Source organism: Streptomyces sp. NPDC004610, from assembly GCF_040609715.1.
In the GTDB taxonomy this organism is placed as follows: domain Bacteria; phylum Actinomycetota; class Actinomycetes; order Streptomycetales; family Streptomycetaceae; genus Streptomyces.
Map to the genome: position 1 here is coordinate 158,283 of NZ_JBEXLA010000001.1, position 25,246 is coordinate 183,528.

Below are 25,246 nucleotides of genomic sequence, written 5' to 3' on the forward strand. Positions count from 1 at the left end.
CTCGTTCGACCGTTCGTGCAGGCTATCCGCTGGCACTGACAACGCCCACGAGCGACTCCCTGCAAAGCCCTCCCGGCACGGCGACGGGCCGACGGGGTTGCCCCGTCGGCCCGTTGAGCCGGTGCGCCGGATCCGGTCCGCCGCGCGTGGCGCGCTACGCGTCGACCTTCTCCATCACCTCGTCGCTGACATCGAAGTTGGCGAAGACGTTCTGCACGTCGTCGCTGTCCTCCAGCGCGTCGATCAGCTTGAAGATCTTCTTGGCGCCGTCCTCGTCCAGTTCGACCTGCATGGTCGGGACGAAGTTGGCCTCGGCCGAGTCGTAGTCGATCCCGGCCTCCTGGAGGGCGGTGCGGGCCCCGACCAGATCGGTGGCCTCGCTGATCACCTCGAAGGACTCACCGAGGTCGTTCACCTCCTCGGCACCGGCGTCCAGGACCGCGCCCAGTACGTCGTCCTCGGTCAGCTCGCCCTTGGGGACGATGATGACGCCCTTGCGGTGGAAGAGGTACGACACCGAGCCGGGGTCGGCCATGGAGCCGCCGTTGCGGGTCATGGCGACCCGGACCTCGGAGGCGGCGCGGTTGCGATTGTCGGTGAGGCACTCGATGAGCACGGCGACACCGTTGGGGCCGTAGCCCTCGTACATGATCGTCTCGTAGTCGGCGCCGCCGGCTTCGAGACCGCCGCCGCGCTTGATCGCCGAGTCGATGTTCTTGTTCGGGACCGACTGCTTCTTGGCCTTCTGCACGGCGTCGTACAGCGTCGGGTTGCCTTCGACGTCGACGCCGCCCATCCGCGCCGCGACCTCGATGTTCTTGATCAGCTTCGCGAAGAGTTTGCCGCGCTTGGCATCGATCACGGCCTTCTTGTGCTTCGTCGTGGCCCATTTAGAGTGGCCGGACATCTGCCTGTCTCCTTCGCGTAACCAATCTCTGTAGGACGCCTGAGATCCTACAAGGACTCCACTGCCCGTTCCCCGCGCACCTTGGCGACCACCATGTCGACAAAGAGCGCGTGCAGACGGTGATCGCCGGTCAGTTCCGGATGGAACGACGTGGCCAGCGCGTTGCCCTGGCGGACGGCGACCACATGGCCGTCGTGCTCCGCGAGCACCTCGACCGCGGCGCCGACCGACTCCACCCAGGGGGCGCGGATGAAGACGCCCTCCACCGGGGCCCCGGCCACGCCCTCGACCTGGACGGCGGCCTCGAAGGACTCGTTCTGGCGGCCGAAGGCGTTGCGCCGGACGATCATGTCGATACCGCCGACCGTCTCCTGGCCCGAGCGCGGGTCGAGGATCTTGTCGGCGAGCATGATCATGCCCGCGCAGGTGCCGTAGACCGGCATCCCCGCGCGCACGCGCGCGCGGAGAGGCTCCATCAGGCCGAACAGGACGGCCAGCTTGGAGATGGTGGTGGACTCGCCGCCGGGCACGACCAGGCCGTCGACCCCGGCCAACTCCTCCGGGCGGCGCACCGGGAGCGCCTGGGCACCGGCGGCGGCCAGGGCGGTCAGATGCTCCCGTACATCGCCCTGGAGGGCCAGGACGCCTACGACAGGGCTGCTCATCGGTGCCTTACCAGCCGCGGTTGGCGTAGCGCTCGGTCTCGGGGAGGGTGTCGCAGTTGATGCCGACCATGGCCTCGCCGAGGTTGCGGGACGCGTCCGCGATGATCTTCGGGTCGTCGTAGAAGGTGGTCGCCTTCACGATGGCGGCGGCGCGCTTGGCGGGGTCGCCGGACTTGAAGATGCCGGAGCCGACGAAGACGCCCTCGGCGCCGAGCTGGCGCATCAGGGCGGCGTCGGCGGGGGTGGCCACGCCTCCGGCGGAGAACAGCACCACGGGGAGCTTCCCGAGCCCGGCGACCTCCTTGACCAGCTCGTAGGGGGCGCGCAGATCCTTGGCGGCGGCGTACAGCTCGTTGTTGTCGTAGCCGCGCAGACGGGCGATCTCGTTCTTGATCTGCCGGAGGTGGCGGACCGCCTCGACGACATTGCCGGTGCCGGCCTCGCCCTTGGAGCGGATCATGGCCGCGCCCTCGGCGATCCGGCGCAGGGCCTCTCCGAGGTTGGTGGCGCCGCAGACGAACGGGGTGGTGAAGGCCCACTTGTCGGAGTGGTTGACCTCGTCGGCCGGGGTGAGGACCTCGGACTCGTCGATGTAGTCCACGCCGAGCGACTGGAGGACCTGGGCCTCGACGAAGTGGCCGATCCGGGACTTGGCCATCACCGGGATCGACACGGCCTCGATGATGCCCTCGATCATGTCCGGGTCGGACATCCGGGCCACGCCGCCGTCCTTGCGGATGTCGGCCGGGACCCGCTCCAGGGCCATGACGGCGACGGCGCCCGCGTCCTCGGCGATCTTCGCCTGCTCCGGCGTGACGACGTCCATGATCACACCGCCCTTGAGCTGCTCGGCCATCCCGCGCTTCACGCGCGCGGTACCGGTCTCGGGGTTCTGGGCGGAGTCGGGAAGCGTGGTGGACACGGGTGACCTCACTGGGTGAACGGGGTGAACGGGGTGGAGAGGATGGGTGCGGCACCGGTGAACAGGGCGCCCGCTGCACTGAGGAAACGCGAGGGGACCAGGCCACTGCAAGGGCCAATGGGGAGGGGGTGGATCGTTTTGGCGGGGGGGAGGGGGAGGAGGAGGGGTTCGGGTTGAGGGTGCAGTGTGCGGGGTGCGGTGCGGGGGGGCTGTGGGGGGGGGTGGGGCTTGCCGGGGGCGGGGCGGGGGTGCCATCCCGGCCGGGGGCGGTCGGCGTCCCGTCTCTGGAAACCGCTAGGCCCCGTCCGCGGGAGCCGCTGGGCCCCGTCCGGGGCGGGTATGCCGTCCCCGGGGCGCGGATGCCGGCTCGGGGTGCGGGTCTCGCATTTCCGGGGCAGGGGTGCCGCCCCCTGCCCTCGGGCCTCCCGCGCGGTCGCCGGGGTGACCGGGGCCGGGGACGCGGCGGGCCGCCGCGCGGGAGCGTCGCTCGTGTCTGCGGTCGGGACGCCTCTGGGGGCGGGCTCCCGCATCCGGAGCGGGGCGCTGATCCCGGGTGCGGCTCTCCCCAGTCCGGGGCCGGGCTCCCGCATCCGGAGCGGGGCGCTGATCCCGGATGCGGCTCTCCCCAGTCCGGGGGGGGCGGGCTCCCGCATCCGGAACGAAGCGCTGATCCCGGGTACGGCTTTCCCATGTCCGGGGGGGGGCGGGCGTCCTGCGAACCGGCCGATGGGCTGCTGTAGGTGGGAACGCACCTGAGGTCAGCTCTCCCGGTGTGCGCGGGCAGGCGCCCACGCTTCCGACGGACCCCGCTTCTAGCTAGGACGCGACTCCCCATCCGGGGCGCGCGTCCCGCCTCCAAAGACGGCTCTCCCTCGTACAGGGGCGGTCTCCCACGTCCCTGACGCGCGCCGGTGCCGGACTCGGCACCCCGCCGCTAGCGCCGCCAGGGGCGGCTCGCTTTCCCCCCACCCGGGGCCGGGCGTCCCGCCCCTGAGGGCCGCTCTCCCCGTGCGCGGGCGGTCTCCCACGTCCCCGACGGCACCCTGCCGCTGAGGCCAGCGCTCCCCTCCAGTCCAGGGACGGGCATCCGGATCCAGTCCAGGGACGGGCATCCGGACTCCAAGGGCCCAACGGCAGCTCTCCCCACCCGGGGGCAGGCGTCCCGCTTCCAGGGGCGGCTCCCTCATCCCCCGCCAGGAGGCCGCTCCCCACCCCGGCGCAAACCCCCCAACGCCCGTGGGGCTCCACCCCGGCATCCCCCTCCAGGAAACCGCTCCCCCACCCCGGCGCCGACCCCCAACGCCGTAGGGCTCCACCCCCGCCCGAACCCCCACCGCCCGGAGGGCTCCCCCTCAGCCCGCCCCCCGTTCCACCAGGGCCGCCGGTGGCTCGTCGTCCATTTCGAAGGCCATCGGGAAGGGCGCGTGGCCCGCGAGGCGGAACCAGCGGACCTTGCGGTGCTCGCGCAGTCGCCGGGCCGCGCCGACCGCGTCGTTGTGGAAGCGCCGGGCCATCGGTACCCGTCGTACCGCCTCCGTCAGTTCATGGGCCGCCGCCTCGCCGCCGGGCGCCTCGCGGACGCCCTCGACCTGGTGGGGGTCGGCGAAGACGGCCCGGAGGGCCTGGCTCAGCTCGCTCTCGGCGACCTCGCGCTGCTCCTCCTCGGCCTGCCGGGCGGCGTGCGCGGCCTCGTAGAGGACGATGGACGCGGCCGGGTCCAGCACCCCGGAGGTGGCGAGTTCCTGGGCCACCGAGGCGCGGCGCAGGAGCTGGGCGTCCAGGGCCGCGCGGGTGGCGTCGATCCGGGCGTGCAGCCGGTCCAGGCGGCCGGCGGTCCAGCTCAGATAGAGGCCGATCGCCACAAGGGCGACGAGGATCCAGATCAGGGTTGCGGTCACGGACGGTCACCTTAGGGGGTTGGAGGGGGCGGCGTGCGGGCACGTACCGGCGCTAGTCCCGCGCCAGCCCCAGCCGCGCCCTCAGCCCGCCGCCGTCCCCGCCGGAGCTGCCGCCGGGTCCGCCCTGGCCGCCCGTTCTGCGGCGGGCCTCGTGGGCGCGCTCGTCCGCCGCGACCGCCGCCGCGCCCGCCGTCACCGTCTCGTAGACGGAGAGGATGTCCGCGCCGACCGTCGACCAGTCGAAGCGCCGGACATGGGCGCTGCCCCGCTCCCGCAGCTCCGTTCTGCGCTGGGGGTCGCCGAGGAGGCGTACCGCCGACTTGGCGAGGGCGTCGGCGTCCTCGTTGGCGAAGAGTTCGCCCGCGGCGCCCTGGTCCAGGACCTGGGCGAAGGCGTCGAGGTCGGAGGCGAGGACCGGGGCCCCCGCGGACATCGCCTCGACCAGGATGATGCCGAAGCTCTCACCACCGGTGTTGGGCGCCACGTACAGGTCGACGCTGCGCAGGAAGCGGGCCTTGTCCTCGTCGCTGATCATGCCGAGGAACTCGACGCGCGAGCGCAGCTCCGGGGGCAGCTCGGACACCGCGTGCTCCTCGTCGCCCCGCCCGGCCACCAGGAGCCGGGTGCTCGGGCGCTCGGCGAGGATGCGGGGCAGGGCCCGCATGAGGACGGGCAGGCCCTTGCGAGGCTCGTCGATCCGGCCGATGAAGCCGATGGTGTCGCCCTGCCACTCCGTACGGGGCTCCGCGCGGGCGAAGAAGTCGACGTCCACACCGTTGGGGATGACCACCGCGTCGCCGCCGAGGTGCTCAACGAGGGTGCGGCGGGCGTACTCGCTGACCGCGATCCGGGCGCTGATCTTCTCCAGGGCCGCCTGGAGGATGGCGTAGGCGGCGATCATCGCGCGCGAGCGCGGGTTGGAGGTGTGGAACGTGGCGACGATGGGGCCCTGCGCGGCCCAGCAGGTGAGCAGGCCGAGCGAGGGCGAGGTCGGCTCATGGATGTGCACCACGTCGAAGGAGCCGTCGTGGAGCCAGCGGCGGACGCGCGCGGCGGAGAGGAACCCGAAGTTCAGCCGGGCCACCGACCCGTTGTACGGGACCGGCACCGCGCGGCCCGCGGAGACCACGTACGGCGGCAGCGGGGTGTCGTCGTCGGCCGGGGCGAGGACGGACACGGTGTGGCCCTGGCGGATGAAGTAGTCGGCGAGGTCGCGGATGTGGAACTGGACGCCGCCCGGGACGTCCCACGAGTAGGGGCAGACGATGCCGATCCTCACGGCTGCTCCCCGTCCGGCGCGCGGGGTTCGAGGTCGTCGACCCACAACCGTTGCAGCATGTGCCAGTCCTCCGGATGGTCGGCGATCCCCGTGGCGAAGGCATCGGCCAGCGCCTGTGTCATGACAGACGTCTTCTCGGCCCGGGTACCTGACTCGGGTACCTCGATCGGGGGATGGACCCGGCCCCGCATGACGGGCGAGTCGTCGTACCAGAGGGTCACCGGCAGCAGCAGACAGCCGGTCTGCTGGGCCAGCAGGGCGGGTCCGGCGGGCATCCGGGCGCGGTCGCCGAAGAAGGTCACCTCGACGCCGGAGGCGGACAGATCGCGGTCGGCGACCAGGCAGACCAGGCCGCCGTCGCGCAGCCGCCGGGCCAGGGTGCCGAAGGCGGTGCCGCCGCTGTGCGGCAGGACCTCCATGCCGAGGCCCTGGCGGTAGGCGACGAAACGGTCGTAGAGGGTCTCCGGCTTCAGCCGTTCGGCCACGGTGGTGAAGGGGGTCCTCAGCTCGGTGGTGACCCAGGCGCCGGCCAGGTCCCAGTTGGCCAGGTGGGGCAGCGCGAGGACGACGCCCTTCCCGGTGGCGAGTCCGTCGGTGAGGTGGTGGATGTCCTTGACCTCGAAGCCGTTCCGGATCCGCTCCGGGCTCCAGGCGGGCAGCCGGAAGGACTCCATCCAGTAGCGGAGGTAGGAGCGCATGCCCGCGCGGGACAGTTCCCGCAGCCGCTCGGGGCTCGCGCCGGGCACCACGCGCGCGTAGTTGCCCTCCAGCCGCAGCACGCCCTTGCCGCGCCGCTTCCACGCGGTGTCGGCGAGGGAGCGGCCGAGCCGGACGGCGACGGGCTCCGGGAGCTTCTTCACGGTGGCCCACCCGGCGCCGTACAGGGCGTCGGTGAACCGCTCCCGTGCGCTCATTTCGCCGCCTCGCTCCCGTGGGACGCGCCGGCCGGGGCATCGCCGTCCGCGCCTCCATTGTCCTGCGCGGCGGCGGCCTCCGCCTCGGCCGATTCACGCCGGACCGTGACGACCCGCTGGATCAGGGTGACCAGGCTGCCGACGGCGACGATCCACAGGGCGATGGGCAGCAGCCAGTGGATGCCGGGGACACCGAAGGTGTCGAAGCCCGCGAGACCGGCCGCGACCAGCGAGATCACCAGCCGCTCGGCCCGCTCGACCAGCCCGTTGACGGCGACCGGCAGCCCGATCGACTCGCCGCGCGCCTTGGTGTACGACACCACCTGGCCGCTGGCCAGGCAGAAGATGGACACCGCGCAGAGCACGTTGTTGTCGCCCTGTCCGGCGTACCAGAGGGCGAAACCGCCGAAGATCGCGCTGTCGGCGACCCGGTCGAGCGTGGAGTCCAGGAAGGCGCCCCAGCGGCTGGAGCGGCCGAGCTGGCGGGCCATGTTCCCGTCGACCAGGTCGGAGAAGACGAACAGCGTGATCACGACCGTGCCCCAGAAGAACTCGCCCCGGGGGTAGAAGACCAGCGCGCCCGCGACCACTCCGGCGGTGCCGATCAGCGTCACCGTGTCGGGGCTGACGCCCCTGCGGATCAGAAACGCGGCGAACGGAGTGAGGACACGCGTGAAGAATGCACGCGCGTACTTGTTCAGCATGGCCTTCCAAAGGGGTCGCTGTCGCCGCGCGGCCCCTGCTGGCCACCGGCTGGCCCATCGTAGCCACGCGGGCGCTTGTACGACTGCCGGGCACTGGGGACGGGGCACCGTGCCCCGCCCCGTACGCGACCCCCGGCGGGCGTCGGGTCCGTGTCGCCTGTATGGACGCACCGTGACGGGAGTGGAAAGCTCGAAGGACCGCGGGCGTCACCGGAGCCGCCACCGCGGCCCCCTGTCCGCCCGCGCCTCACCGACCACACCGTGCACGGGAGGCAAGGCCATGGGCGACAAGGCGAACGCACACCCCGGAGCCGCCGGCAGGGCCAGGGCGGCCGACCATCCCACATCCGTACGGAATGTGGTATTGGTCGGCCATTCCGGATCGGGCAAGACGACGCTGGTGGAGGCTCTCGCGCTGACCGCGGGAGCGGTGAACCGGGCGGGCCGCGTGGAGGACGGCGGCACCGTCTCCGACTACGACGAGATCGAGCACCGTCAGCAGCGCTCGGTACAGCTCTCCCTGGTGCCCGTCGAATGGAACGGCATCAAGGTCAATGTGCTCGACACCCCCGGATACGCCGACTTCGTCGGGGAGCTGAGGGCCGGTCTGCGCGCCGCGGACGCGGCCCTCTTCGTGGTCTCCGCCTCCGACGGCGTGGACGGCGCGACCCGCATGGTGTGGGAGGAGTGCGCGGCCGTCGGCATGCCCCGCGCGATCGTGATCACCCACCTGGAATCCGCGCGGGCCGACTTCGAGGAGATGACCCGGATATGCGCCCAGGCGTTCGGCGGCGACGACCCCGACGCCGTGCTCCCCCTCTACCTCCCGCTGCGCGGCCCCGCCGGACCCGACGGGCACGCCCCCGTGACCGGGCTGATCGGGCTGCTCTCGCAGACCCTGTTCGACTACGCGAGCGGCACCCGGGTGGAGTCCCCGCCGGACGCGGAGCGGCTGCCGCTGATCGAGGAGGCCAGGAACCGGCTGATCGAGGGCATCATCGCGGAGAGCGAGGACGAGTCCCTCATGGACCGGTACGTCGGCGGCGACCCCATCGACGTCGGCACCCTCGTCGGCGATCTGGAGCGGGCCGTCGCGCGCGGGGTCTTCTTCCCGGTGCTGGCCGCCGCCCCCGCCGCCCCGGGCGCCCGCCAGGGCCTGGGCACGGTCGAACTGCTGGAACTGGTCACCGGCGGCTTCCCGACCCCGCTGGAGCGCGCGGCGCCCCGGGTCACCACCATCGGCGGCGAGCCGCGCGAGCTGAAGCCCTGCGACCCGGGCGGCCCGCTGGTCGCCGAGGTGGTCAAGACCTCCTCCGACCCCTATGTGGGCCGCGTCTCCCTGGTGCGGGTCTTCTCCGGCACCCTGCGCGCCGACGACACCGTGCATGTCTCCGGGCACGGCCTCGCCGACCGCGGGCACGAGGACCACGACGTCGACGAACGCGTCGGCGCGCTGACCGGGCCCTTCGGCAAGCAGCAGCGGGCGCTGTCGCACTGCATCGCCGGGGATCTGGCCGCGGTCGCCAAGCTGGGCCGCGCGGAGACCGGCGACACCCTCTCCGCCAAGGACGACCCGCTGCTCATGGAGCCCTGGGAGATGCCGGACCCGCTGCTGCCGCTGGCCATCCGGGCGCACAGCAAAGCCGACGAGGACAAGCTCTCCCAGGGGCTCGCCCGGCTGGTCGCCGAGGACCCCACCATGCGCCTGGAGCAGAACCAGCACACCCACCAGGTCGTCCTGTGGTGCCTGGGCGAGGCGCACGCCGATGTCGCCCTGGAACGGCTGCGCGCCCGCTACGGCGTCCGGGTCGACGTCGTCCCGCACAGGGTGTCCCTGCGCGAGACCTTCGCCGACCGGGCCGCCGGCCGCGGCCGGCACGTCAAGCAGTCCGGCGGGCACGGGCAGTACGCGATCTGCGAGATCGAGGTGGAGCCGCTGCCGAACGGCTCCGGTATCGAGTTCGTCGACAAGGTGGTCGGCGGGGCCGTGCCCCGGCAGTTCGTCCCGTCCGTCGAGAAGGGGGTGCGCGGCCAGGCCGCCAAGGGCGTCGCCGCCGGATATCCGCTGGTCGATGTGCGGGTGACCCTGCTGGACGGCAAGGCGCACTCGGTGGACTCCTCCGACGCCGCCTTCCAGACGGCCGGCGCGCTGGCCCTGCGCGAGGCCGCCGGGGACAGCCGGATCCATCTGCTGGAGCCGGTCGCCGAGGTGAGCGTGCTGGTCGGCGACGACTATGTGGGCGCGGTGATGAGCGATCTGTCCGGACGGCGCGGCCGGGTGCTCGGCACCGAGCAGACCAGCGGGGGGCGCACGCTGGTGCGCGCCGAGGTGCCCGAGATCGAGATCAGCCGGTACGCCGTCGATCTGCGCTCCCTGTCGCACGGCACAGCCCGGTTCCAGCGGGCGTACGCCCGGCACGAACCGATGCCCCCGCAGATCGCGGAAAAGATCCGGGAACAGGAGGGGGACGGCTAGGAGTTGCCTCCTCGACGGGCACAAATCCCCTGTCGGCGGGCGCTCGTCGGGCCCGGCCCGAGGGGAGTCCTGCGGGCGGCTTCGGCCGTCCGCCGCCGGATGTCGGTGGCGGCGGCTACGCTGATCACGTGATCAGGTGGCACGTCGGGCGGGACCCGTTCTGGACGGACGACCGGCCAACAGGTGTGCGGGGCCGGGAAGTCGGGAAGTGCGGCAGGAGCGACACTGCGGCGATCGGGGGCGGGCATGGCGAGTGACGGCGGCTACGGGGACATCTTCGGACCCCAGGTGCCCCGCACGGGCGACGGCGGCCAGGCGCCGACCTACGCGCTGGCCTCCATGGCCTACCGCGACAGCCCGATGGACGACATCAAGAAGGCCGACAACGACTGGCACAAGTCGAGCGTCAACGAGGGCCGCAAATGGGCCGCCATCTTCCGGCCCAACCTCGGTGAGGCGTTCTCCCGCGCCCTGGTCAGCCGCATGCTGGCCCCGGGCCGCGGCGCGCTGATCCAGTCCTTCGGCACCGAACCCCAGGTCGTCGTGGAGCACGCGCTGGCCGCCAACCGCATCCGCCGCGACCGCGACAACAAGCTCACGGCGATCATGGTGGTCTGCGGTGTGCTGTTCCTGCCCGGTCTGCTGCTGTGGCTGGGCGTCTTCCAGCTCCGCGCGATGATCGACAAGCGCGACGACAAACGGGCCTCCGCGCTGGCCACGGCCCTGCTGCTGGCCGTCGGCGTGGTCGCCGTGATCTTCCTGATCCGGATGCCGCTGACGGGCTTCTGGGCGTGGTACGCGCGGGCGGCCATCGCCCTGCCCGTCCTCGGCTGGTTCTGGGCCAAGCAGGTCTGCGAGTCCACCGCCAAGGATCTGCGCGAGCGCTGGGACAGCCTGCTGTCCGGGGGCAACGTCGGCGCCAAGGTCCCGGAGGCGGTGCCCAGCAACCCCGGCGAGACCGCCGCCGAGCAATTGCGCCAGTCCCTGGCCAAGCTGAGCGCCGAGCAGCAGTCCAACTCGGTCTTCTACGCCGGGCCCAAGGGCATACTCGGCATGGGCACCCGCTGGGGTGCCTGGCAGCTCGCCGAGGAACTGACCCCGGTCGATCCGGACCGCGAGATCCACCCTTTCCGCAGCTGGGACGTCATCCGCTCGATCCACGACCAGTTGCGCATGCTGGAGCGCGGCCCCCTGAACACCGGCGGCTTCACCCCGCCCTCCATACGCCACTGGATCGTCAGCCCCATCGGGGAGAACGCCGGATCGGTGTCCCGCCCGGAGGGCACCGATGTCGAGGCGTTCCAGTTCAAGCAGCACGCGATACAGGAGATCTGCAACAAGCAGCAGTTCGGCGCGGGCAACCGCCACTACCTGGGCGTCCAGTGGACCCTGTGGGACGGCCAGCTGGTCATCACCATGATGATCACGGTCACCGTGCTGCACTCGACGCTGCGCATCGAGGTCACCGGCCACGCCCTGGGCCCGGTGAACTCGCTGTTCACCACCAAGTCCTCGGCCCCCACCAAGTCCGTCCAGAAGGCGCTCAAGCCGTGGGAGAACCGCACGGTCAAGCTCCCCCTGGTCAGCACCAACGAGGTGGTCCGGCTCGCCGTCCGCGCCCCGCTCACCTGGTACCCGCCGCTGCTGAACTGGCTGGGCGGCTCCGTCGGCCTGCCCGAGCCGTTCGGTCTGCGGCACGCCTGGGCGGACCAGCCCTGGCGCCACCGCTTCATGGCCGACGACGCCCTGCGCGCCGCCACCCCCGTCCTGCGGGTCGTCCACGCCGCCGCGATCCGGGTCCTCAAGGAGAACGGCGTCGACACCGAGAAGTTCGGCGCCCGCTCCTCGTTCCTGTCGGGCGCGGTCCAGGACGCCGCCCCGCGCAAGGCCGACCTCTACGACGCGTAGGCCGGGGCCGCCCACCGCGGCGCCCCAGCCGCGCAACCGGGCTGTGCGACCCCCGCCCAGCCCGGTACCGGCGCGTACAGCCGCCCTACGCCGAAGGCCACGCCTGGGCCAGCATCGCCCGCGTGTCCGCCAGCAGCTGCGGCAGCACCCGGGTGTGCCCCACCACCGGCATGAAGTTGGTGTCCCCGCCCCAGCGGGGCACGATGTGCTGATGCAGATGCGCGGCGATCCCGGCGCCCGCCACGCTCCCCTGGTTCATCCCGATGTTGAACCCGTGCGCCCCGGACGCCGCCCGCAGCGCGGTCATCGCCTGCTTGGTCAGCTCCGCCAGCTCCGCCGTCTCCCCGGCGGTCAGCTCGGTGTAGTCCGCGACATGCCGGTAGGGCACGGTCATCAGATGCCCGCCGTTGTACGGGTACAGATTGAGCACCGCGTACACCTGCTCGCCCCGCCGGACGATCAGCCCGTCCTCGTCGGACTTCGCCGGGATCGCGCAGAACGGGCAGCCGTCACCGGCCTCCGCCGAGGTCGGCTTGTTCTCGCCCTGGATGTAGGCCATCCGGTGGGGCGTCCACAGACGCTGGAACGCGTCCTGCGTCCCCACCCCGATCTGCTGCTCCGGCTCACTCGTCATGCCCAGCAGCATATGGCTTCGGCCGTTCGCGGCGTGTCGCCGGGGAGTGCGGAACGCCGCCCCGGGCCGGGCCCGTCCGATGGCCCAAGCTGGCCCGATGGACGACGTCAGCCGTACGCCCGCCCGCCGCTGGGAGGACCGTACCGAGATCCCGCTCTCCCTGGCCTCGCTCTGCTTCCTCGGCGCCTACGCGACCCTGGTGCTCGCCCCCGGACTGCCGTCCGGCTGGCACGATCTGACCCTCGCCGTGCTGCTGGCGGCCTGGGCGATGTTCTTCGTGGACTACGCGGTGCGCTGGCGGCTCGGCGGACGCCGCTGGGGCTTCGTCCGCCAGCACCCCCTGGACACCCTGACCCTGCTGCTGCCCCTGCTCCGCCCCCTGCGGATCATGAAGTTCTACGACGCCGTCCAGCGCCGCCACGGCCGCCCCCGCCTCCCCCTCTACGGCCGGGTGATGGTCTACGCCAGCCTCGCCGCCGTGCTCGTCGGCTTCTCCGGCGCCCTCGCGGTCTACGCCCAGGAGCGCTACGCGCCGGGCGCCACCATGACGACCTTCGGCGACGCGGTGTGGTGGACCTGCTCGACGCTGGCCACGGTCGGCTACGGCGACATCGTCCCGATCACCCCGAAGGGCCGGCTGATCGCGGTGGGGATGATGGCCTGCGGTCTGGCGCTGCTGGGCGCGGTGACGGGTTCGTTCTCGTCCTGGCTGATCCATCGCTTCACCCGGCCGGACGAGGAGGAGCCCCCGGGAAGCTGATCTCCCCGGGGGCTCCCCCCACAGCTCTACGGAAACGCCCGCCGTCAGATCTGCGCGCGCTCCTCGACGGTCTTCGCGATCTTCTCGATCGCCTCGGCCACCGGAATGCCGTTCTCCTGCGACCCGTCCCGGTACCGGAACGACACCGCCCCGTTGGCCATGTCCTCATCACCCGCGATGACCATGAACGGCACCTTGGCCTTCTGGGCGTTGCGGATCTTCTTCTGCATCCGGTCGGCCGAGGAGTCGACCTCGACCCGCAGCCCCCGCCTCTTCGCGGTGGCGGCGAACTCCTCCAGATACTCCACGTGCGCGTCCCCGATCGGGATGCCGATCGCCTGCACCGGCGCCAGCCATGCCGGGAAGGCACCCGCGTAGTGCTCAAGGAGCACCGCGAAGAACCGCTCGATCGAGCCGAACAGCGCGCGGTGGATCATCACGGGCCGCTGCTTGGTGCCGTCGGCGGCGGTGTACTCCAGGTCGAACCGCTCGGGCAGATTGAAGTCGAGCTGGATCGTCGACATCTGCCAGGTCCGGCCGATGGCGTCCTTCGTCTGCACGGAGATCTTCGGCCCGTAGAACGCGGCGCCGCCCGGGTCCGGCACCAGCGGCAGCCCCTGCTTCTCGGCGACCTTCCGCAGCGTCTCGGTGGCCTCTTCCCACGCTTCGTCCGAGCCGACGAACTTCTCCGGGTCCTTGGTCGACAGCTCCAGATAGAAGTCCGTCAGGCCGTAGTCCCGCAGCAGGCCGAGCACGAAGGTCAGCGTCCGGTCCAGCTCGTCGGACATCTGCTCGCGCGTGCAGTAGATATGGGCGTCGTCCTGGGTGAACCCGCGCGCCCGGGTCAGGCCGTGCACCACACCCGACTTCTCGTACCGGTACACGGTCCCGAACTCGAAGAGCCGCAGCGGCAGTTCACGGTAGGACCGGCCGCGGGCGTCGAAGATCAGGTTGTGCATCGGGCAGTTCATGGGCTTGAGGTAGTAGTCCACGCCCTCGTCGAGCTGCATGGGCGGGTACATGCCGTCGGCGTACCAGTCCAGGTGCCCGGAGGTCTCGAAGAGCTTCCCCTTGGTGGCGTGCGGGGTGTAGACGAACTCGTAGCCCTCCTCCTCGTGGCGGCGGCGCGAGTAGTCCTCCATGACGCGGCGGATGATGCCGCCCTTGGGGTGGAAGACGGCGAGGCCGGAGCCGATCTGCTCGGGGATGGAGAACAGGTCCAGCTCGCTGCCGAGCTTGCGGTGGTCGCGCTTCTCGGCCTCGGCGAGGAAGTCCAGGTACGCCTTCAGCTCGTCCTTGGACGGCCAGGCGGTGCCGTAGATGCGCTGGAGCATCGGGTTCTTCTCGCTGCCCCGCCAGTAGGCGGCGGCGTTGCGCATCAGCTTGAACGCCGGGATCAGCCGGGTGGAGGGCAGGTGCGGACCCCGGCACAGGTCCTTCCAGCACAGCTCGCCGGTCTTGGCGTCCAGGTTGTCGTAGATGGTCAGCTCACCGGCGCCGACCTCGACATCCGCCCCGTCGTCGCTGGAGGCGGCGCCCTTGAGGCCGATCAGCTCCAGCTTGTACGGCTCGCCGGCCAGCTCCTCGCGGGCGGCGTCGTCGGTGACGACCCGCCGGGAGAAGCGCTGGCCGCGCTTCTGGATCTCCTGCATCTTCTTCTCGACGGCCTTGAGATCCTCGGGCGTGAACGGCTTCTCGACATCGAAGTCGTAGTAGAAGCCGTCCTTGACCGGCGGGCCGATGCCGAGCCTGGCGTCGGGGAACAGCTCCTGCACGGCCTGCGCCATGACATGCGCGGTGGAGTGGCGCAGGATGTTCAGGCCGTCCTCGGAGGTGATCTCGACGCCCTCGACCTCGTCGCCGTCGGCCACCTCGTACGCGAGGTCCTTCAGCTCGCCGGCCACCCGCGCGGCGATGATCGAGCGCTGACCGGCGAAGAGGTCGGCGGCCGTCGTGCCCGTCGTCACCGTGCGCTCTTCCCGCTCGGAATCGCGTTGGATGATCACACGGACGTCTGACACCGGTCTCTCCTGACTGACGGGGGCCCGCGCTCTGGCGGCGCAGGGCATGCGGGGCGATGCCCACCGATCCTACCGAGCCACCGGGGCGCTCCGCGAAACGCCGCCGGGGCCCTCCGGGATATGGCGCCGGAGCCCTGCGGGGAGCGCCACCGGAGCCCTCCGGGGGGTGGCGGGCCGGGCGGGCTCGGCCGCCGCGCCGGGCCGCGCCGGGCCGACCCCGGCCCTGACCCCGTACCGCGGCCCCGGCAACGGCCCCAGCAACGGCAACGGCAACGCTCCGCGCCCGGTCGGTCGCCGCCGCGATCGCCTTCCCGGCCGGTCACTGTCGCCCGCTTCCGCCGCGGGTCTCCAGCGCCAGTCCTCATCGCCGGTCCCCAGGGGCAGTCCCTCACCGGTCTCCATGGCCGATCCCCAGCACCGTTCCCCATCGTCGGCCGCCGCGCCCGATCGGTCGCCCCGGCGCGCGCCTTCCCCCAGTCATTCACCCCCACCACGCCCGACCGCCCCACCGCCCGCCCGGCCCACCGCCCCAACACCCCACCGCCCGAGCAACCAACCGACCAACCGCCCCAACACCCCGCCCACCCCCGCCCATCTACCCAGCCGATCACCCCCGTCGCCACCGCCCGCCCGACCACCCCGCCACCTCCAACCGACCGCCGCCACCCCGACCACCGCACCCCCGATCCACGCCCCCACCCCCTTACACGCCCCCGCCGCCCACCCGGTCAGTCCTCCCCGCTGCATGCCTCCTCGAAGAAGTCCAGGTTCTCCTGCAAGGACTTCATCAGCTGGTCCCGCTCCTCCTCGTCCACCTGTACGGGGACGACTCCGCCCGCCCCGGTCAGCCGCCGGAAGCCGCCCCGGCTCTCCAGTCGGCCGTGCACCCGGATCGGCAGCCCGACCAGATGGGCGTGCCCGGCGATGCGGTAGTCCTCCTCGTCCAGCGTCAGCCGGACGTGCGGGATGTCGGCCCCGGCCAGCACCCGCAGCCGTACGCTGCCCTCGCCGCGCGGCTCCGGGCGGCGCATCCGGACCACCGCGCCGGTGATGCGGACCGGCACGGAGGGCTCGTCGCGCAGATAGCGGGCGCCGGCCTCGCGCAGGACGGGCAGGTCGCCCGGGGAGAACTCGACCGCCTCGGCCGGGGCGACCGCCCCCTCCGGCGCTCCGGCGGCGGGCGCCCAGTCGACGGCGACCCGGGCGCCCTCGGTGCCCCGGACCAGCCCGATCAGCGCCTCGGTCAGCTCCCGGCTGGCCCCGGCCTCGACGGCGCCGTCGAAGGCGTCCATGCCCCCGGTGGCGCGCTGGTAGTCGATCGCCTCGCGGACCGCGTAGACGGCGTGGTGGAGCCGCTCCGACAGGGCGCGGCCGGTGGCGACGGGCACGAAGGCGGTGAGCCGGCCGCTTCCGGCGGCGGAGCCGACGAGGACGTGGTCCAGCAGCGCGGCGGCGGGTCGCCGGTGCCGGTTGCCGTAGTAGCCGGCGCGGGCGTGGGCGGCGAGGGCGGCGGCGAGCAGCATCTGGCGGGCGGCGCCGCGCAGCTGTTCCTCGACGGTCCAGGGCGCGGTCCCGGCGGGTCCGGCGGGGACGTCCCGCCGCCAGCTGATCTCGTCGCTGGGCACGCTGAGCCCGACGAGGATCTCGCGCGCGGACGGCGAGGCGCTGCGGGCGAGGGCGACGAGTGCCTCGGCGAGCAGGTCCTCGCTGTCGGGGAAGGCGCGGCTCTCGGGGACCAGCAGGCTGGTGCCCCGGCCGCCGGGTCCGGGCGGGGTCCAGCGGCCGTAGCGTCCGATGGCACCGCCGCGCCGCCGCCAGCCGTGCCGGGCCAGCAGGGCGCCGAGGACGGCGGGGTCGACCTGGCCGGGTTCGGGGACGCGGTGCCAGGCCGGATCGGCGGGGTGGGGGCGTACGGGGCGGAGCGGTTCACCGAGCGGGCGGTGGGTCATGGTCTGCCTCCCGTTCCGACGCGCGTCATGATCTCGCACAGCGCCCGGTCGTCGAAGATCTTGGCGGTCGGTATCCGTACGGTGGTCCGGTGGCGGCCGGTGACCGGCCGGCCGGCGAGGTTGACCCAGTAGCAGCAGTGGCGCAGGTCGAGGCGGTCGTGGCCGGCGCGCAGCCAGTCGTCCTGGGAGCGCGGGACGAGCATCACGACCAGGATCTTGTGCACCGACACCGGGGTGCGGGCCAGCTTTCTGAGGTGGTCGTTGTCGAGGGTGAAGGAGAAGGAGGGGCCGGGCGGGTTCGGCGGGACCTGGTGGGTGGCCTTGAGCTGGACCTTGATGGTGACCTCGTCGTCGACCGTGTGGCCGGGGGCGCTGTGGCTGACGTGCCAGTCGATGCCGTTGTCCGGGAAGGGCTGGGAGAGCGAGCAGCCCGCCGCCGCGGCGACGGCGTGCAGATAGCCCACCTGCAAGGTCTCCATGCAGGCGGTGGTGGCGAGGGATCCGCGGGAGGTGCCGTGGTGCGTACCGCGGCGGGGGCCCGTGCGTTCGGGCAGCAGCCCGCCCCGCTCGGGCTGCGCTATCGCCATGACCGGACAGCCTTCCAGACAGTGTGGATGTGTTCCGTGACGCTCGGGTGGGTGGGGGCGGGGCAGCTGCGACGGCTGCGGCGTGGGAGAGGTCGCTGAACTGCGCGTTCCCGTACTCCTGTTGTCTCCTCGCGGCGTAGTGCGCAAACAGCCCGGGTATCACCGAAACGGGCGGAGGACGGTGCGTCAGCTGCCGTGGGTGAACGAGGAGTTGTGTTCGTATGACGTGCTGGTACGAGGGCCCTCTGGCCGCATTCGACACGGAGACGACAGGTGTGGACGTCGAGACCGACCGGATCGTGTCGGCCGCCCTCGTCGTCCAGGACGGTCCGGGGACCCGGCCCCGGGTGAGCCGCTGGCTGGTCAATCCGGGCGTGCCGGTGCCCGAGGCGGCCACGGCGGTGCACGGGCTGACGGAGGAGCATCTGGCGCGCAACGGCCGCTGGCCGGCGCCGGTGATGCAGGAGATAGCCGTGGCCCTGGCCGAACAGGCGACCGTGGGGCGTCCGTTGGTGGTGATGAACGCCCCGTTCGATCTGACCCTGTTGGATCGCGAGCTGCGCCGCCACCGCGCCTCGTCGCTCGGGCGCTGGTTCGAGTCGAGCCCGCTGCTGGTGCTCGATCCGCGGGTCCTGGACAAGCATCTGGACCGCTACCGCAAGGGCCGCCGCACCCTGACCGATCTGTGCGCGCACTACGGCGTCACGCTGGACGGCGCGCACGAGGCGGCGGCGGACGCGCAGGCCTCCCTGGAGGTCGTACGGGCGATAGGGCGGCGGTTCACGACGCGGCTGGAGCGGCTGTCCCCGGCCGAGCTGCACACGCTCCAGGCGGTGTGGCACGCGGCCCAGGCGCGGGGCCTCCAGGCGTGGTTCGCGCGCAGCGGCAGTGAGGAGGCGGTGGACCCGGCGTGGCCCTTGCGCCCGGAACTGCCGGCGGCGGCCTGAGATCCGCCGGGCGGGCGGCGCGCCCATCCGGCGCACGCCCTGGACATGCAAAAAGCCGGTCCGCTGTGGCGGACCGGCCTTTCCCGGTGGGCGATACTGGGTTCGAACCAGTGACCTCTTCGGTGTGAACGAAGCGCTCTCCCACTGAGCTAATCGCCCGGGAACGCACTGAACCATACAGGCCCCGGCGCGCTTCCTTCAAACCGCTTCAACCCCGGCCGGACGTTCCCCGGCGCGCCCGGCCGTCCCGCTCCGTGGCCAGCAGGGCGCGCAGCCCGCGGCGCCCGGAGCGCATCATCAGCGTGTGGTTGGCCCGGAACAGCGGCCGTCCCGGCACGGCGAGCCTCCGCAGCAGCGGCTTGCGGACGTCGACCTCCTGGTCGTAGCGGGCGACGGTGCCGCTCCCCCGGGCGGTGACGGTCCAGCGCGCCCAGCCCTCGACATCGCCGGACATCGCGATCTCCAGCACCCCGGCGGCCGGATCGCGGCGGGTGGCGCGGGCGGTGAAGGTCATGGCGTAGGGCAGGAGGGAGCGGATGGTGATCACGCCGGAGGTGTCGTCGACGCGGTCGATCGAGCGGACCTCGCGCCACCATCGCGGGTACTCCTCGGCGCGTTCCAGCGCCGCGTAGACCGCGCCGGGCGGGGCGGGCAGGATCCAGCGGCTGCGGAAGCGGTAGTGACTCCAGTCCATCCGGTCCCTCCCATATCTGGGCGCGTCCACCTCGGGTGTCCCATCTGAGTACGTTCTGAGTATGTGCGCTCATGCCGGGTGGCGTGACGGCGGCCACACTCCCTGGCATGACACAGATCCCGCCACCGGCCGAGGAGTTGCGGCTCCTGGACGCCGAGCTGTCCTGGCTCGACGCCCGTCGGAGCCACCTGCTGGCCCGGCGTGCCTGGCTGGTCGCCCAGCTCCACGGCCCGCCCCGCACCGCCCCGACCCCTCCTTCTCGCCCGGCGGCACCGGTGCCCGAGGCGTCGACGCCGGGTGTCCAGAATCTGCTGCTGCTGCTCGGCGGTGCCCTGCTGACCCTCGCGGCTGTGGCGTTCACCCTGGTCAGCTGGGGTGATCTGGGGATCGCGGGACGGTCGCTGGTGCTGGGCGCGGTCACGGCGGCGGCGCTGGCGGTGCCGGTGGCGCTGCTGCGGCGCGGGCTGCGGGCGACCGCCGAGACGGTGGCGGGCCTGGGGCTGGCGCTGACGGTGCTGGACGCGTACGCGCTGCACCGGGTGGCCCTCGCGGACACCGACGGCGCCGCGTACGCGGCCCTCGCCTCGGCCGTCCTGGCGGCGGGCTGGGCGGCGTACGGGCGGGGGCTGGCCCGGGTCGCCGGGCCCGCGCTGCTCCTGCCGCTCCCGGCGGCGCTGTGCGCGGCGCAACTCCCGCTGCTGCTCGGCGCGGTGGCGCTGGACGCGCTGCCGTACGGGATCACGACCGCGCTGCTGGTGACGGCGGCGCTGGACACGGTTGTCGCGCTCCGGTGGACGGCCCCCTCGATACGCGTCGTCGCGGCGACGGGCGCGTACGGGCTGGGCGGCTGGGGCGTGCTGGCGGCCGGCTGGCTGTCGTCGACGGCTTCCGGTCCGAGCGCCGCCGCCCGTGCGGCGGCGCTCCTTCTCCTCGCGGTGGCGATTGCGCTGGGCGCCGCGTCGCGCGGTGGCGCGGGTCCGGGGCTCGCGCTGGGGCTCTCGGTCGCGGGTGGGGTGCTGCTGGTGGTGGCGGTGGCGGCGGTGCCGCGGGTGCTGCTGCCCGACGCGTGGGCGGTGCCGGTGCATCTGGTGTTCGGTATGGCGCTGCTGGCGGCGCTGCGGGCGGACGGGGTGCCGGAACCGGTGCGGCGGGGGCTGGGCTGGGCGTCGGTGGGTGTGCAGGGCGCGGCGCTGCTGTGGGCGGCGCCGATGGTCGCGGGGGCGCTGGTGGGGCCGGTGGGCTGGGCGGAGTCGGTGTGGGGGGGTGCGCCGCGGGACGGGCTGCTGCCGACCGGTGAGGTGGAGTGGCCGACCGATGTGGTGGCGGTGCCGGTGGTGCTGCTGATGGTGGCGGCGCTGGCGGTCGCGGTGGTCCGGGACGCGGCCTGGCGCCCCCGGGCGCTGGCGGGGGCGCTCGGTCTGGTCTGGGCGTCGGTGCTGCTGCTGCCGTACACGCTGGGACTGCCGTATGCCGCCACGCTGGTGCTGCTGGGGGCGGTGACGGTGGTGCTGCTGGCGCTGCGGCGGATCGTGCCGCTGGTGCTGGCGGCGGTCACGGCGGCGGACCTGGCGCTGCTCGCGCTGGCCTCCGAACCGGCCACGCTCGCGGTACTGGCCCTGCTGACGGCCCTGTTCGCGGGGGTCGCGCTGTCCGCCGCCGGGGTGGGGCGGACGGTCGGGGCGGTGCTGGCGCTGGTCTGGGCGACGGGGCTGGCGGGCGCCGCGGGTGCCTCGCTGGGCTGGGAGGCGCCGTCGGTCGCGCCGCTGGTGCTGCTGGTGCCGGTGGCGGCGGCGCTGCTGGCCCCGCGCACCGAGGGTGCGACCCGGCTGGGGGTGGAGGTGACGGGCGGTACGGCGGCACTGGTGGCCATCGGGCTGGCGGTGACCGATCCGCCGATGCTGGCGCTGGTGATCGCGCTGTGCGGGGTGATCGCGGCGGGTACGGCGCTGCGTCCGGAGCGGCGCCCGGCGGCGGAGTGGGTGTCGACGGGCCTGTTCGTGCTGGCGGCCTGGGTGCGGCTGGCGGCGTGGGAGGTGACGGCGCCGGAGGCGTACACCCTGCCGGTCACCGTCCCGGCGCTGCTGATCGGTCTGCTGCTGCGGCACGGCGACCCCCGGACGTCGTCCTGGGTGGCGTACGGTCCCGGGCTGTCGGTGACGCTGCTGCCGAGCCTGGTGATGGTGTGGACCGACCCGCACTGGCTGCGTCCGCTGCTGCTGGGCGGGGCGGCGCTGGTGGTCACGCTGGCCGGTGCCCGGTCCCGGCTGCTGGCCCCGCTGGTGCTGGGCGGCTCGGTGCTGCTGCTGGTGAGCCTGCACGAACTCGCCCCGTATCTCGTCCAGGTGGCCGGGCTGCTGCCGCGCTGGGTGCCGCCCGCGCTGGCCGGTCTGCTGCTGCTCACGCTGGGGGCGACCTATGAACAGCGGTTGCGGGATGTGCGCAAGGTGCGGGAGACGCTGGGGAGGATGGACTAGCGAGAGGCCGGCGGGGCAGTGGCGGGCCTGGCGGCGGGCCCGCCCCTCACCGTCCCGCTTCTTCCTCGGATCTCACCCTTCCGGAGAAATGCGGCGAGGTTCCGGGAATTGTTCGGGGATTTCCTTTGACGACCCAGCTCAGACCCTTCTCCCTAAATGAAAGATAAGAGGCGGATGTGAGATCCGCCTCATTGATCAAGTAACGGACCGTCATCATCCGCTCGCCGAGGGGCCGTCCGGGACGACCGGGACCGGACAGCACCGGACCCGGCGGAGGCGCAGAAACACCGACGGCCCGTCTGCATCACGCAGACGGGCCGTCGATCCGGGTGGGCGATACTGGGTTCGAACCAGTGACCTCTTCGGTGTGAACGAAGCGCTCTCCCACTGAGCTAATCGCCCGGACGCAGGAAGAACATTACCCCATGTCAGACGGTGGCCGTGACCACCGCCGGAGGGACCCGCGCCGCTCGGATCCGGCCAACCGGCCGTCCGACCGGGGCCGCGGATCACTGGTTCTCGATGCTCCAGGGCATCACGAGGCCGAACTGCCACAGATAGACCGCGCACAGGGCACCGATGATCACCATGCCGATGACAGTGAGGATGATGTTGCGGCGCCTGACCTTGGGGTCCAGGGCGCGCTGGGCGGCCTCGGTCACCTTGCGCTTGGTCCAGCGCAGCACCAGTTGGGCCCAGACGAACTCGGTCGCCCAGATCGCCATACCACCGAAGATCACGACCCAGCCGGGGCCGGGCAGCACCAGCATCGCGGCGCCCGCGGCCACCACGGCGAGGCCGACCACGAAGACCCCGACCTGCCAGCTGACGTGCAGCATCCGGCGAGCCTTGATGAATTCCGGTGCCCGGGATCCCAGTGCGCGCTCCCCCTTCGCCGCGTCCGTCGCCTGGTCCGTACCAATGTTGTCAGCGGCCACGGCGACCTCGCCGGGCTCGTCACGCCCCGTATTCATACAGCCAGACCTTACCCGAGCGAATCCGGTCACCGGAATGGTCGTACCCCACCAAGAGGTTCTCGGCCGGAAGAGTTACGTAAAGACAGGCAAAACACTCAGAGGGGTTTACAACGGCACCGTAGGTGGCATGTCGATTTCGCCGACGTGCGAATCCCCGAGCGCACACTGAGCGAAAGGCCCTGGCGCTTATGAACACCACGGTCAGCTGCGAGCTGCACCTGCGCCTCGTTGTGTCGAGCGAGTCCTCCCTGCCCGTCCCCGCGGGCCTGCGGTACGACACGGCCGACCCCTACGCCGTGCACGCCACCTTCCACACCGGAGCCGAGGAGACCGTCGAGTGGGTGTTCGCCCGCGACCTCCTCGCCGAGGGGCTGCACCGCCCCACCGGCACCGGCGACGTCCGCGTCTGGCCGTCGCGCAGTCATGGGCAGGGCGTCGTCTGCATCGCCCTCAGCTCGCCGGAGGGCGAGGCCCTGCTGGAGGCCCCCGCGAGGGCCCTGGAATCGTTCCTGAAGCGAACCGACGCCGCCGTGCCACCCGGCACGGAACACCGGCACTTCGATCTCGACCAAGAGCTCTCGCACATCCTGGCGGAGAGCTAGGGCGAGACCCCGTAGAGCCGCCCGGCGCCGTCCAACTCGGGGAGACGGCTCGGGCCAAGACAACCGCATATGGGCCAAACACCGGCGCCGGTGTCGCGTATCCCGCGACCCGGCGCCGGTTCACTGTGCGTGACCGCCCGCTCCCGCGCCGCTCCCCGCGGGGCCACCCGGGGCCGGGAACGCATCCCGGGGCCCCGGCGTTGTACCGCCAAGCCGTGCGTGGCCCGAGACCACCGGCCCTCGGTCCCGGAGCCACTACCATCGGCCAGCATCGGCGGGCACCCGCCCGACCCCAGGCCAGGGAGCGAAACGTGCTGATCACCCACGACACCCGGTGCGCCCTCGACTCCGTGGTGGATCTGGTGAACACCGCACCGGACGACGACGAGAGCCCGGACGGGCTGGCGGACGTCGCCGCACTCGAAGAGTTCGTACGGAACCACAAGATCAGCGATGTCGGCGCGCTCTCGGAGTTCGACCTCGCCGCGGTCCGAAAACTCAGGGGCCGCTTCGCCACGATCTTCACGGCGCCGGACTCCCGGTCGGCCGCCGGAATGATCAATGAGCTGGTCGCCGCCGCGGGCACCACCCCCCGCCTCACCGACCACGACGGCTACGACTGGCACGTCCACTACTTCGCGCCCGGCGCCTCCATCGCCGACCACCTGGCGGCGGACTGCGGGATGGCGCTGGCCTTCTTCGTGGTCGCCGGGGAGCGCGAGCGGCTGCGCCGCTGCGAGGCCCCGGACTGCCGGCACGCCTTCGTGGACCTCTCCCGCAACCGCTCCCGGCGCTACTGCGACAGCCGCACCTGCGGCAACCGGCTGCATGTGGCCGCCTACCGAGCGCGACGCCGCGAGGCCACGGGCTGACCTCCCGGAGCGACGGGGAGCGGACCGAGGGGCTCCGCGGACCGGCGGAGCGCCGGTAAAAATCTCGCCAACCAAAATCTGGCCGATATACGACACCTGACATCCGACCGAACGACCGGGCCGCCTCCGCGGTGACTGCGGACCGTGACCGATGGACGGTCGCACGGAGATCGTTCCGCCCGTCGGGGTCGAGGCCGCCGACTGTCGCGGCCCCCGGCGGGTGGCGCCGAGGACCACGGGTTCGGCTCACAGCAACAGCAGGTCGTGCAGCGCTGCCATGAGGAACAGACACCCGATCACCGTCAGGAAGATCATCAACGGTGGCTGGGAAAGGGCGAAGAGGCACCCGCGCGGCTCGTCCTGAGGTGGCGCGGTCTCGCTCTGTGTCGTGTCCAGCATCTCGCCGTGATGATGGCGCAATAGGCACCCTTGACACACCCAACACGCCCGAGGAGAGGGGTAGTTCGCCAGAACCCGTGACAGGGAGGGTGGCTAGGGGTTATGGGGTGGGTGCGGGGAGTGAGCGGAGGGCTCCGCCGGGGTCAGTGTCGTATGTGACCGTCCGCCGGTCGGGCCGTGCGGCTGCCTGGCGCCGTCCGGGCAGGGGCAACCGACGCCGGGGCGGTGCGGGGCGGGCGAGGCGGGGCGGTGTGGGACAGCCCGCGCTGTGCGGGCGCGGGCAGTGGTCGCCTGGTCGAGGCGGTGAGAGACGGGCTTGCGCCAACCGTGGGTGGGCAGTCGTCCGCCGGGCGAGCCGGGCCACGACAAACTCGCGCTGCCCACCCACACACAGGAAACCGTCCCCGGTCGAGCGCCGGGCACGACAACCTGATGTCATCCATGCATGGGCAGGTGTCCGCCGGTCGAGCCGAGCGTGACAGCCTCACACCGTCCGGGCGCGGGCAACCCTCGCCGTGCCGGGCTGGGCAAGACCACCTCGCGCCAGCCAGGCGCAGGCAGCCGTCGCCTGGTCCGGCCGGGCTCGGCAGGCCGGTGCGATTCCGGCCGTCGCCGGTCGGCCCGTGCGCGGCAGCGGTCCGCCAGGGTGGCCCAGCC

The 25,246-nt window shown here is 72.5% G+C and carries 21 protein-coding genes and 2 tRNA genes; 7 read left to right on the plus strand and 16 right to left on the minus strand.

The window, feature by feature from the left end; translation table 11 throughout:
- Positions 1–154: 154 nt before the first annotated feature.
- From ABZX40_RS00630 to pgsA, 7 genes are all read right to left on the minus strand, one after another.
- Positions 155–907: a YebC/PmpR family DNA-binding transcriptional regulator gene (locus tag ABZX40_RS00630; RefSeq protein WP_355733052.1), complete on the minus strand. Its 753-nt coding sequence runs from the start codon at positions 905–907 to the stop codon at positions 155–157.
- 47 nt (positions 908–954) lie between these two features.
- Positions 955–1,572, minus strand: a complete 618-nt coding sequence (gene pdxT / locus ABZX40_RS00635) for a pyridoxal 5'-phosphate synthase glutaminase subunit PdxT (RefSeq protein WP_355733049.1) — start codon at positions 1,570–1,572, stop codon at positions 955–957.
- 7 nt (positions 1,573–1,579) lie between these two features.
- The gene (pdxS, locus tag ABZX40_RS00640) at positions 1,580–2,494 is read right to left on the minus strand and encodes a pyridoxal 5'-phosphate synthase lyase subunit PdxS (protein ID WP_355733046.1); all 915 of its coding nucleotides are present in this window, start codon (positions 2,492–2,494) and stop codon (positions 1,580–1,582) included.
- 1,352 nt (positions 2,495–3,846) lie between these two features.
- Positions 3,847–4,392, minus strand: a complete 546-nt coding sequence (locus ABZX40_RS00645; protein ID WP_355733043.1) for a hypothetical protein — start codon at positions 4,390–4,392, stop codon at positions 3,847–3,849.
- Between the two features lie 52 nt (positions 4,393–4,444).
- Positions 4,445–5,671, minus strand: coding sequence for a glycosyltransferase family 4 protein (locus ABZX40_RS00650; protein WP_355733040.1), 1,227 nt, complete (start codon positions 5,669–5,671; stop codon positions 4,445–4,447).
- Entirely contained in the window at positions 5,668–6,585 is a 918-nt protein-coding gene (locus ABZX40_RS00655) for a phosphatidylinositol mannoside acyltransferase (protein WP_355733037.1), read from the minus strand. The genes ABZX40_RS00650 and ABZX40_RS00655 overlap by 4 nt, the downstream gene beginning before the upstream one ends.
- Complete coding sequence (gene pgsA, locus ABZX40_RS00660; protein ID WP_355733034.1) at positions 6,582–7,289, minus strand: phosphatidylinositol phosphate synthase; 708 nt, start codon at positions 7,287–7,289, stop codon at positions 6,582–6,584. Before pgsA ends, ABZX40_RS00655 begins: the two co-directional genes overlap by 4 nt.
- A 280-nt stretch (positions 7,290–7,569) precedes the next feature.
- Between pgsA and ABZX40_RS00665 the strand changes: the two genes are divergently transcribed.
- Both ABZX40_RS00665 and ABZX40_RS00670 read left to right on the plus strand, forming a co-directional pair.
- Complete coding sequence (locus ABZX40_RS00665) at positions 7,570–9,765, plus strand: elongation factor G-like protein EF-G2 (RefSeq protein WP_355733031.1); 2,196 nt, start codon at positions 7,570–7,572, stop codon at positions 9,763–9,765.
- A gap of 246 nt (positions 9,766–10,011) precedes the next feature.
- Positions 10,012–11,673 carry a hypothetical protein gene (locus ABZX40_RS00670; protein WP_355733029.1) on the plus strand — a complete coding sequence of 554 codons (1,662 nt, stop codon included), beginning with the start codon at positions 10,012–10,014 and terminating at the stop codon, positions 11,671–11,673.
- Positions 11,674–11,758: 85 nt separating this feature from the next.
- Here ABZX40_RS00670 and ABZX40_RS00675 read toward each other — a convergent pair whose 3' ends face one another.
- Positions 11,759–12,319 (minus strand): HIT domain-containing protein, encoded by a 561-nt coding sequence (locus tag ABZX40_RS00675; protein WP_355733026.1) that lies wholly within the window; start codon positions 12,317–12,319, stop codon positions 11,759–11,761.
- An 85-nt stretch (positions 12,320–12,404) separates the two neighbouring features.
- Here ABZX40_RS00675 and ABZX40_RS00680 point away from each other — a divergent pair, with 85 nt between their 5' ends.
- Positions 12,405–13,067 (plus strand): potassium channel family protein, encoded by a 663-nt coding sequence (locus tag ABZX40_RS00680; RefSeq protein WP_355733023.1) that lies wholly within the window; start codon positions 12,405–12,407, stop codon positions 13,065–13,067.
- Positions 13,068–13,111: 44 nt separating this feature from the next.
- On the opposite strand, the gene thrS is transcribed toward ABZX40_RS00680, so the two are convergent.
- The 3 genes from thrS to ABZX40_RS00695 form a co-directional block, all read right to left on the minus strand.
- Positions 13,112–15,088 carry a threonine--tRNA ligase gene (gene thrS / locus ABZX40_RS00685; RefSeq protein WP_355733020.1) on the minus strand — a complete coding sequence of 659 codons (1,977 nt, stop codon included), beginning with the start codon at positions 15,086–15,088 and terminating at the stop codon, positions 13,112–13,114.
- A gap of 728 nt (positions 15,089–15,816) precedes the next feature.
- Entirely contained in the window at positions 15,817–17,037 is a 1,221-nt protein-coding gene (locus ABZX40_RS00690; protein ID WP_355733017.1) for a hypothetical protein, read from the minus strand.
- Positions 17,034–17,624, minus strand: a complete 591-nt coding sequence (locus ABZX40_RS00695; RefSeq protein ID WP_355733014.1) for a DUF4365 domain-containing protein — start codon at positions 17,622–17,624, stop codon at positions 17,034–17,036. The genes ABZX40_RS00690 and ABZX40_RS00695 overlap by 4 nt, the downstream gene beginning before the upstream one ends.
- 221 nt (positions 17,625–17,845) lie before the next feature.
- Here ABZX40_RS00695 and ABZX40_RS00700 point away from each other — a divergent pair, with 221 nt between their 5' ends.
- On the plus strand, positions 17,846–18,571 hold the full coding sequence (locus ABZX40_RS00700) for a 3'-5' exonuclease (RefSeq protein WP_355733011.1): 726 nt from the start codon (positions 17,846–17,848) through the stop codon (positions 18,569–18,571).
- An 87-nt stretch (positions 18,572–18,658) separates the two neighbouring features.
- On the opposite strand, the gene ABZX40_RS00705 is transcribed toward ABZX40_RS00700, so the two are convergent.
- Positions 18,659–18,730 (minus strand) — tRNA-Val (locus ABZX40_RS00705).
- Positions 18,731–18,779: 49 nt separating this feature from the next.
- Positions 18,780–19,265, minus strand: coding sequence for an SRPBCC family protein (locus tag ABZX40_RS00710; RefSeq protein ID WP_355733008.1), 486 nt, complete (start codon positions 19,263–19,265; stop codon positions 18,780–18,782).
- 107 nt (positions 19,266–19,372) lie between these two features.
- Between ABZX40_RS00710 and ABZX40_RS00715 the strand changes: the two genes are divergently transcribed.
- Entirely contained in the window at positions 19,373–21,739 is a 2,367-nt protein-coding gene (locus ABZX40_RS00715) for a hypothetical protein (protein ID WP_355733006.1), read from the plus strand.
- Positions 21,740–22,069: 330 nt separating this feature from the next.
- Here the strand turns inward: ABZX40_RS00715 and ABZX40_RS00720 are convergent.
- A tRNA-Val gene (locus ABZX40_RS00720) sits at positions 22,070–22,141 on the minus strand.
- 107 nt (positions 22,142–22,248) lie between these two features.
- Positions 22,249–22,713 carry a TIGR02611 family protein gene (locus tag ABZX40_RS00725; protein WP_355733003.1) on the minus strand — a complete coding sequence of 155 codons (465 nt, stop codon included), beginning with the start codon at positions 22,711–22,713 and terminating at the stop codon, positions 22,249–22,251.
- A gap of 191 nt (positions 22,714–22,904) precedes the next feature.
- On the opposite strand from ABZX40_RS00725, the gene ABZX40_RS00730 reads away from it, so the two are divergent.
- Together ABZX40_RS00730 and ABZX40_RS00735 are read left to right on the plus strand one after the other, a co-directional pair.
- Positions 22,905–23,318 (plus strand): SsgA family sporulation/cell division regulator, encoded by a 414-nt coding sequence (locus ABZX40_RS00730; RefSeq protein WP_004002642.1) that lies wholly within the window; start codon positions 22,905–22,907, stop codon positions 23,316–23,318.
- A 311-nt stretch (positions 23,319–23,629) separates the two neighbouring features.
- On the plus strand, positions 23,630–24,190 hold the full coding sequence (locus tag ABZX40_RS00735; protein WP_355733001.1) for a CGNR zinc finger domain-containing protein: 561 nt from the start codon (positions 23,630–23,632) through the stop codon (positions 24,188–24,190).
- Positions 24,191–24,436: 246 nt separating this feature from the next.
- Here ABZX40_RS00735 and ABZX40_RS00740 read toward each other — a convergent pair whose 3' ends face one another.
- Positions 24,437–24,589 (minus strand): hypothetical protein, encoded by a 153-nt coding sequence (locus tag ABZX40_RS00740; protein WP_355732998.1) that lies wholly within the window; start codon positions 24,587–24,589, stop codon positions 24,437–24,439.
- Positions 24,590–25,246: the final 657 nt, after the last annotated feature.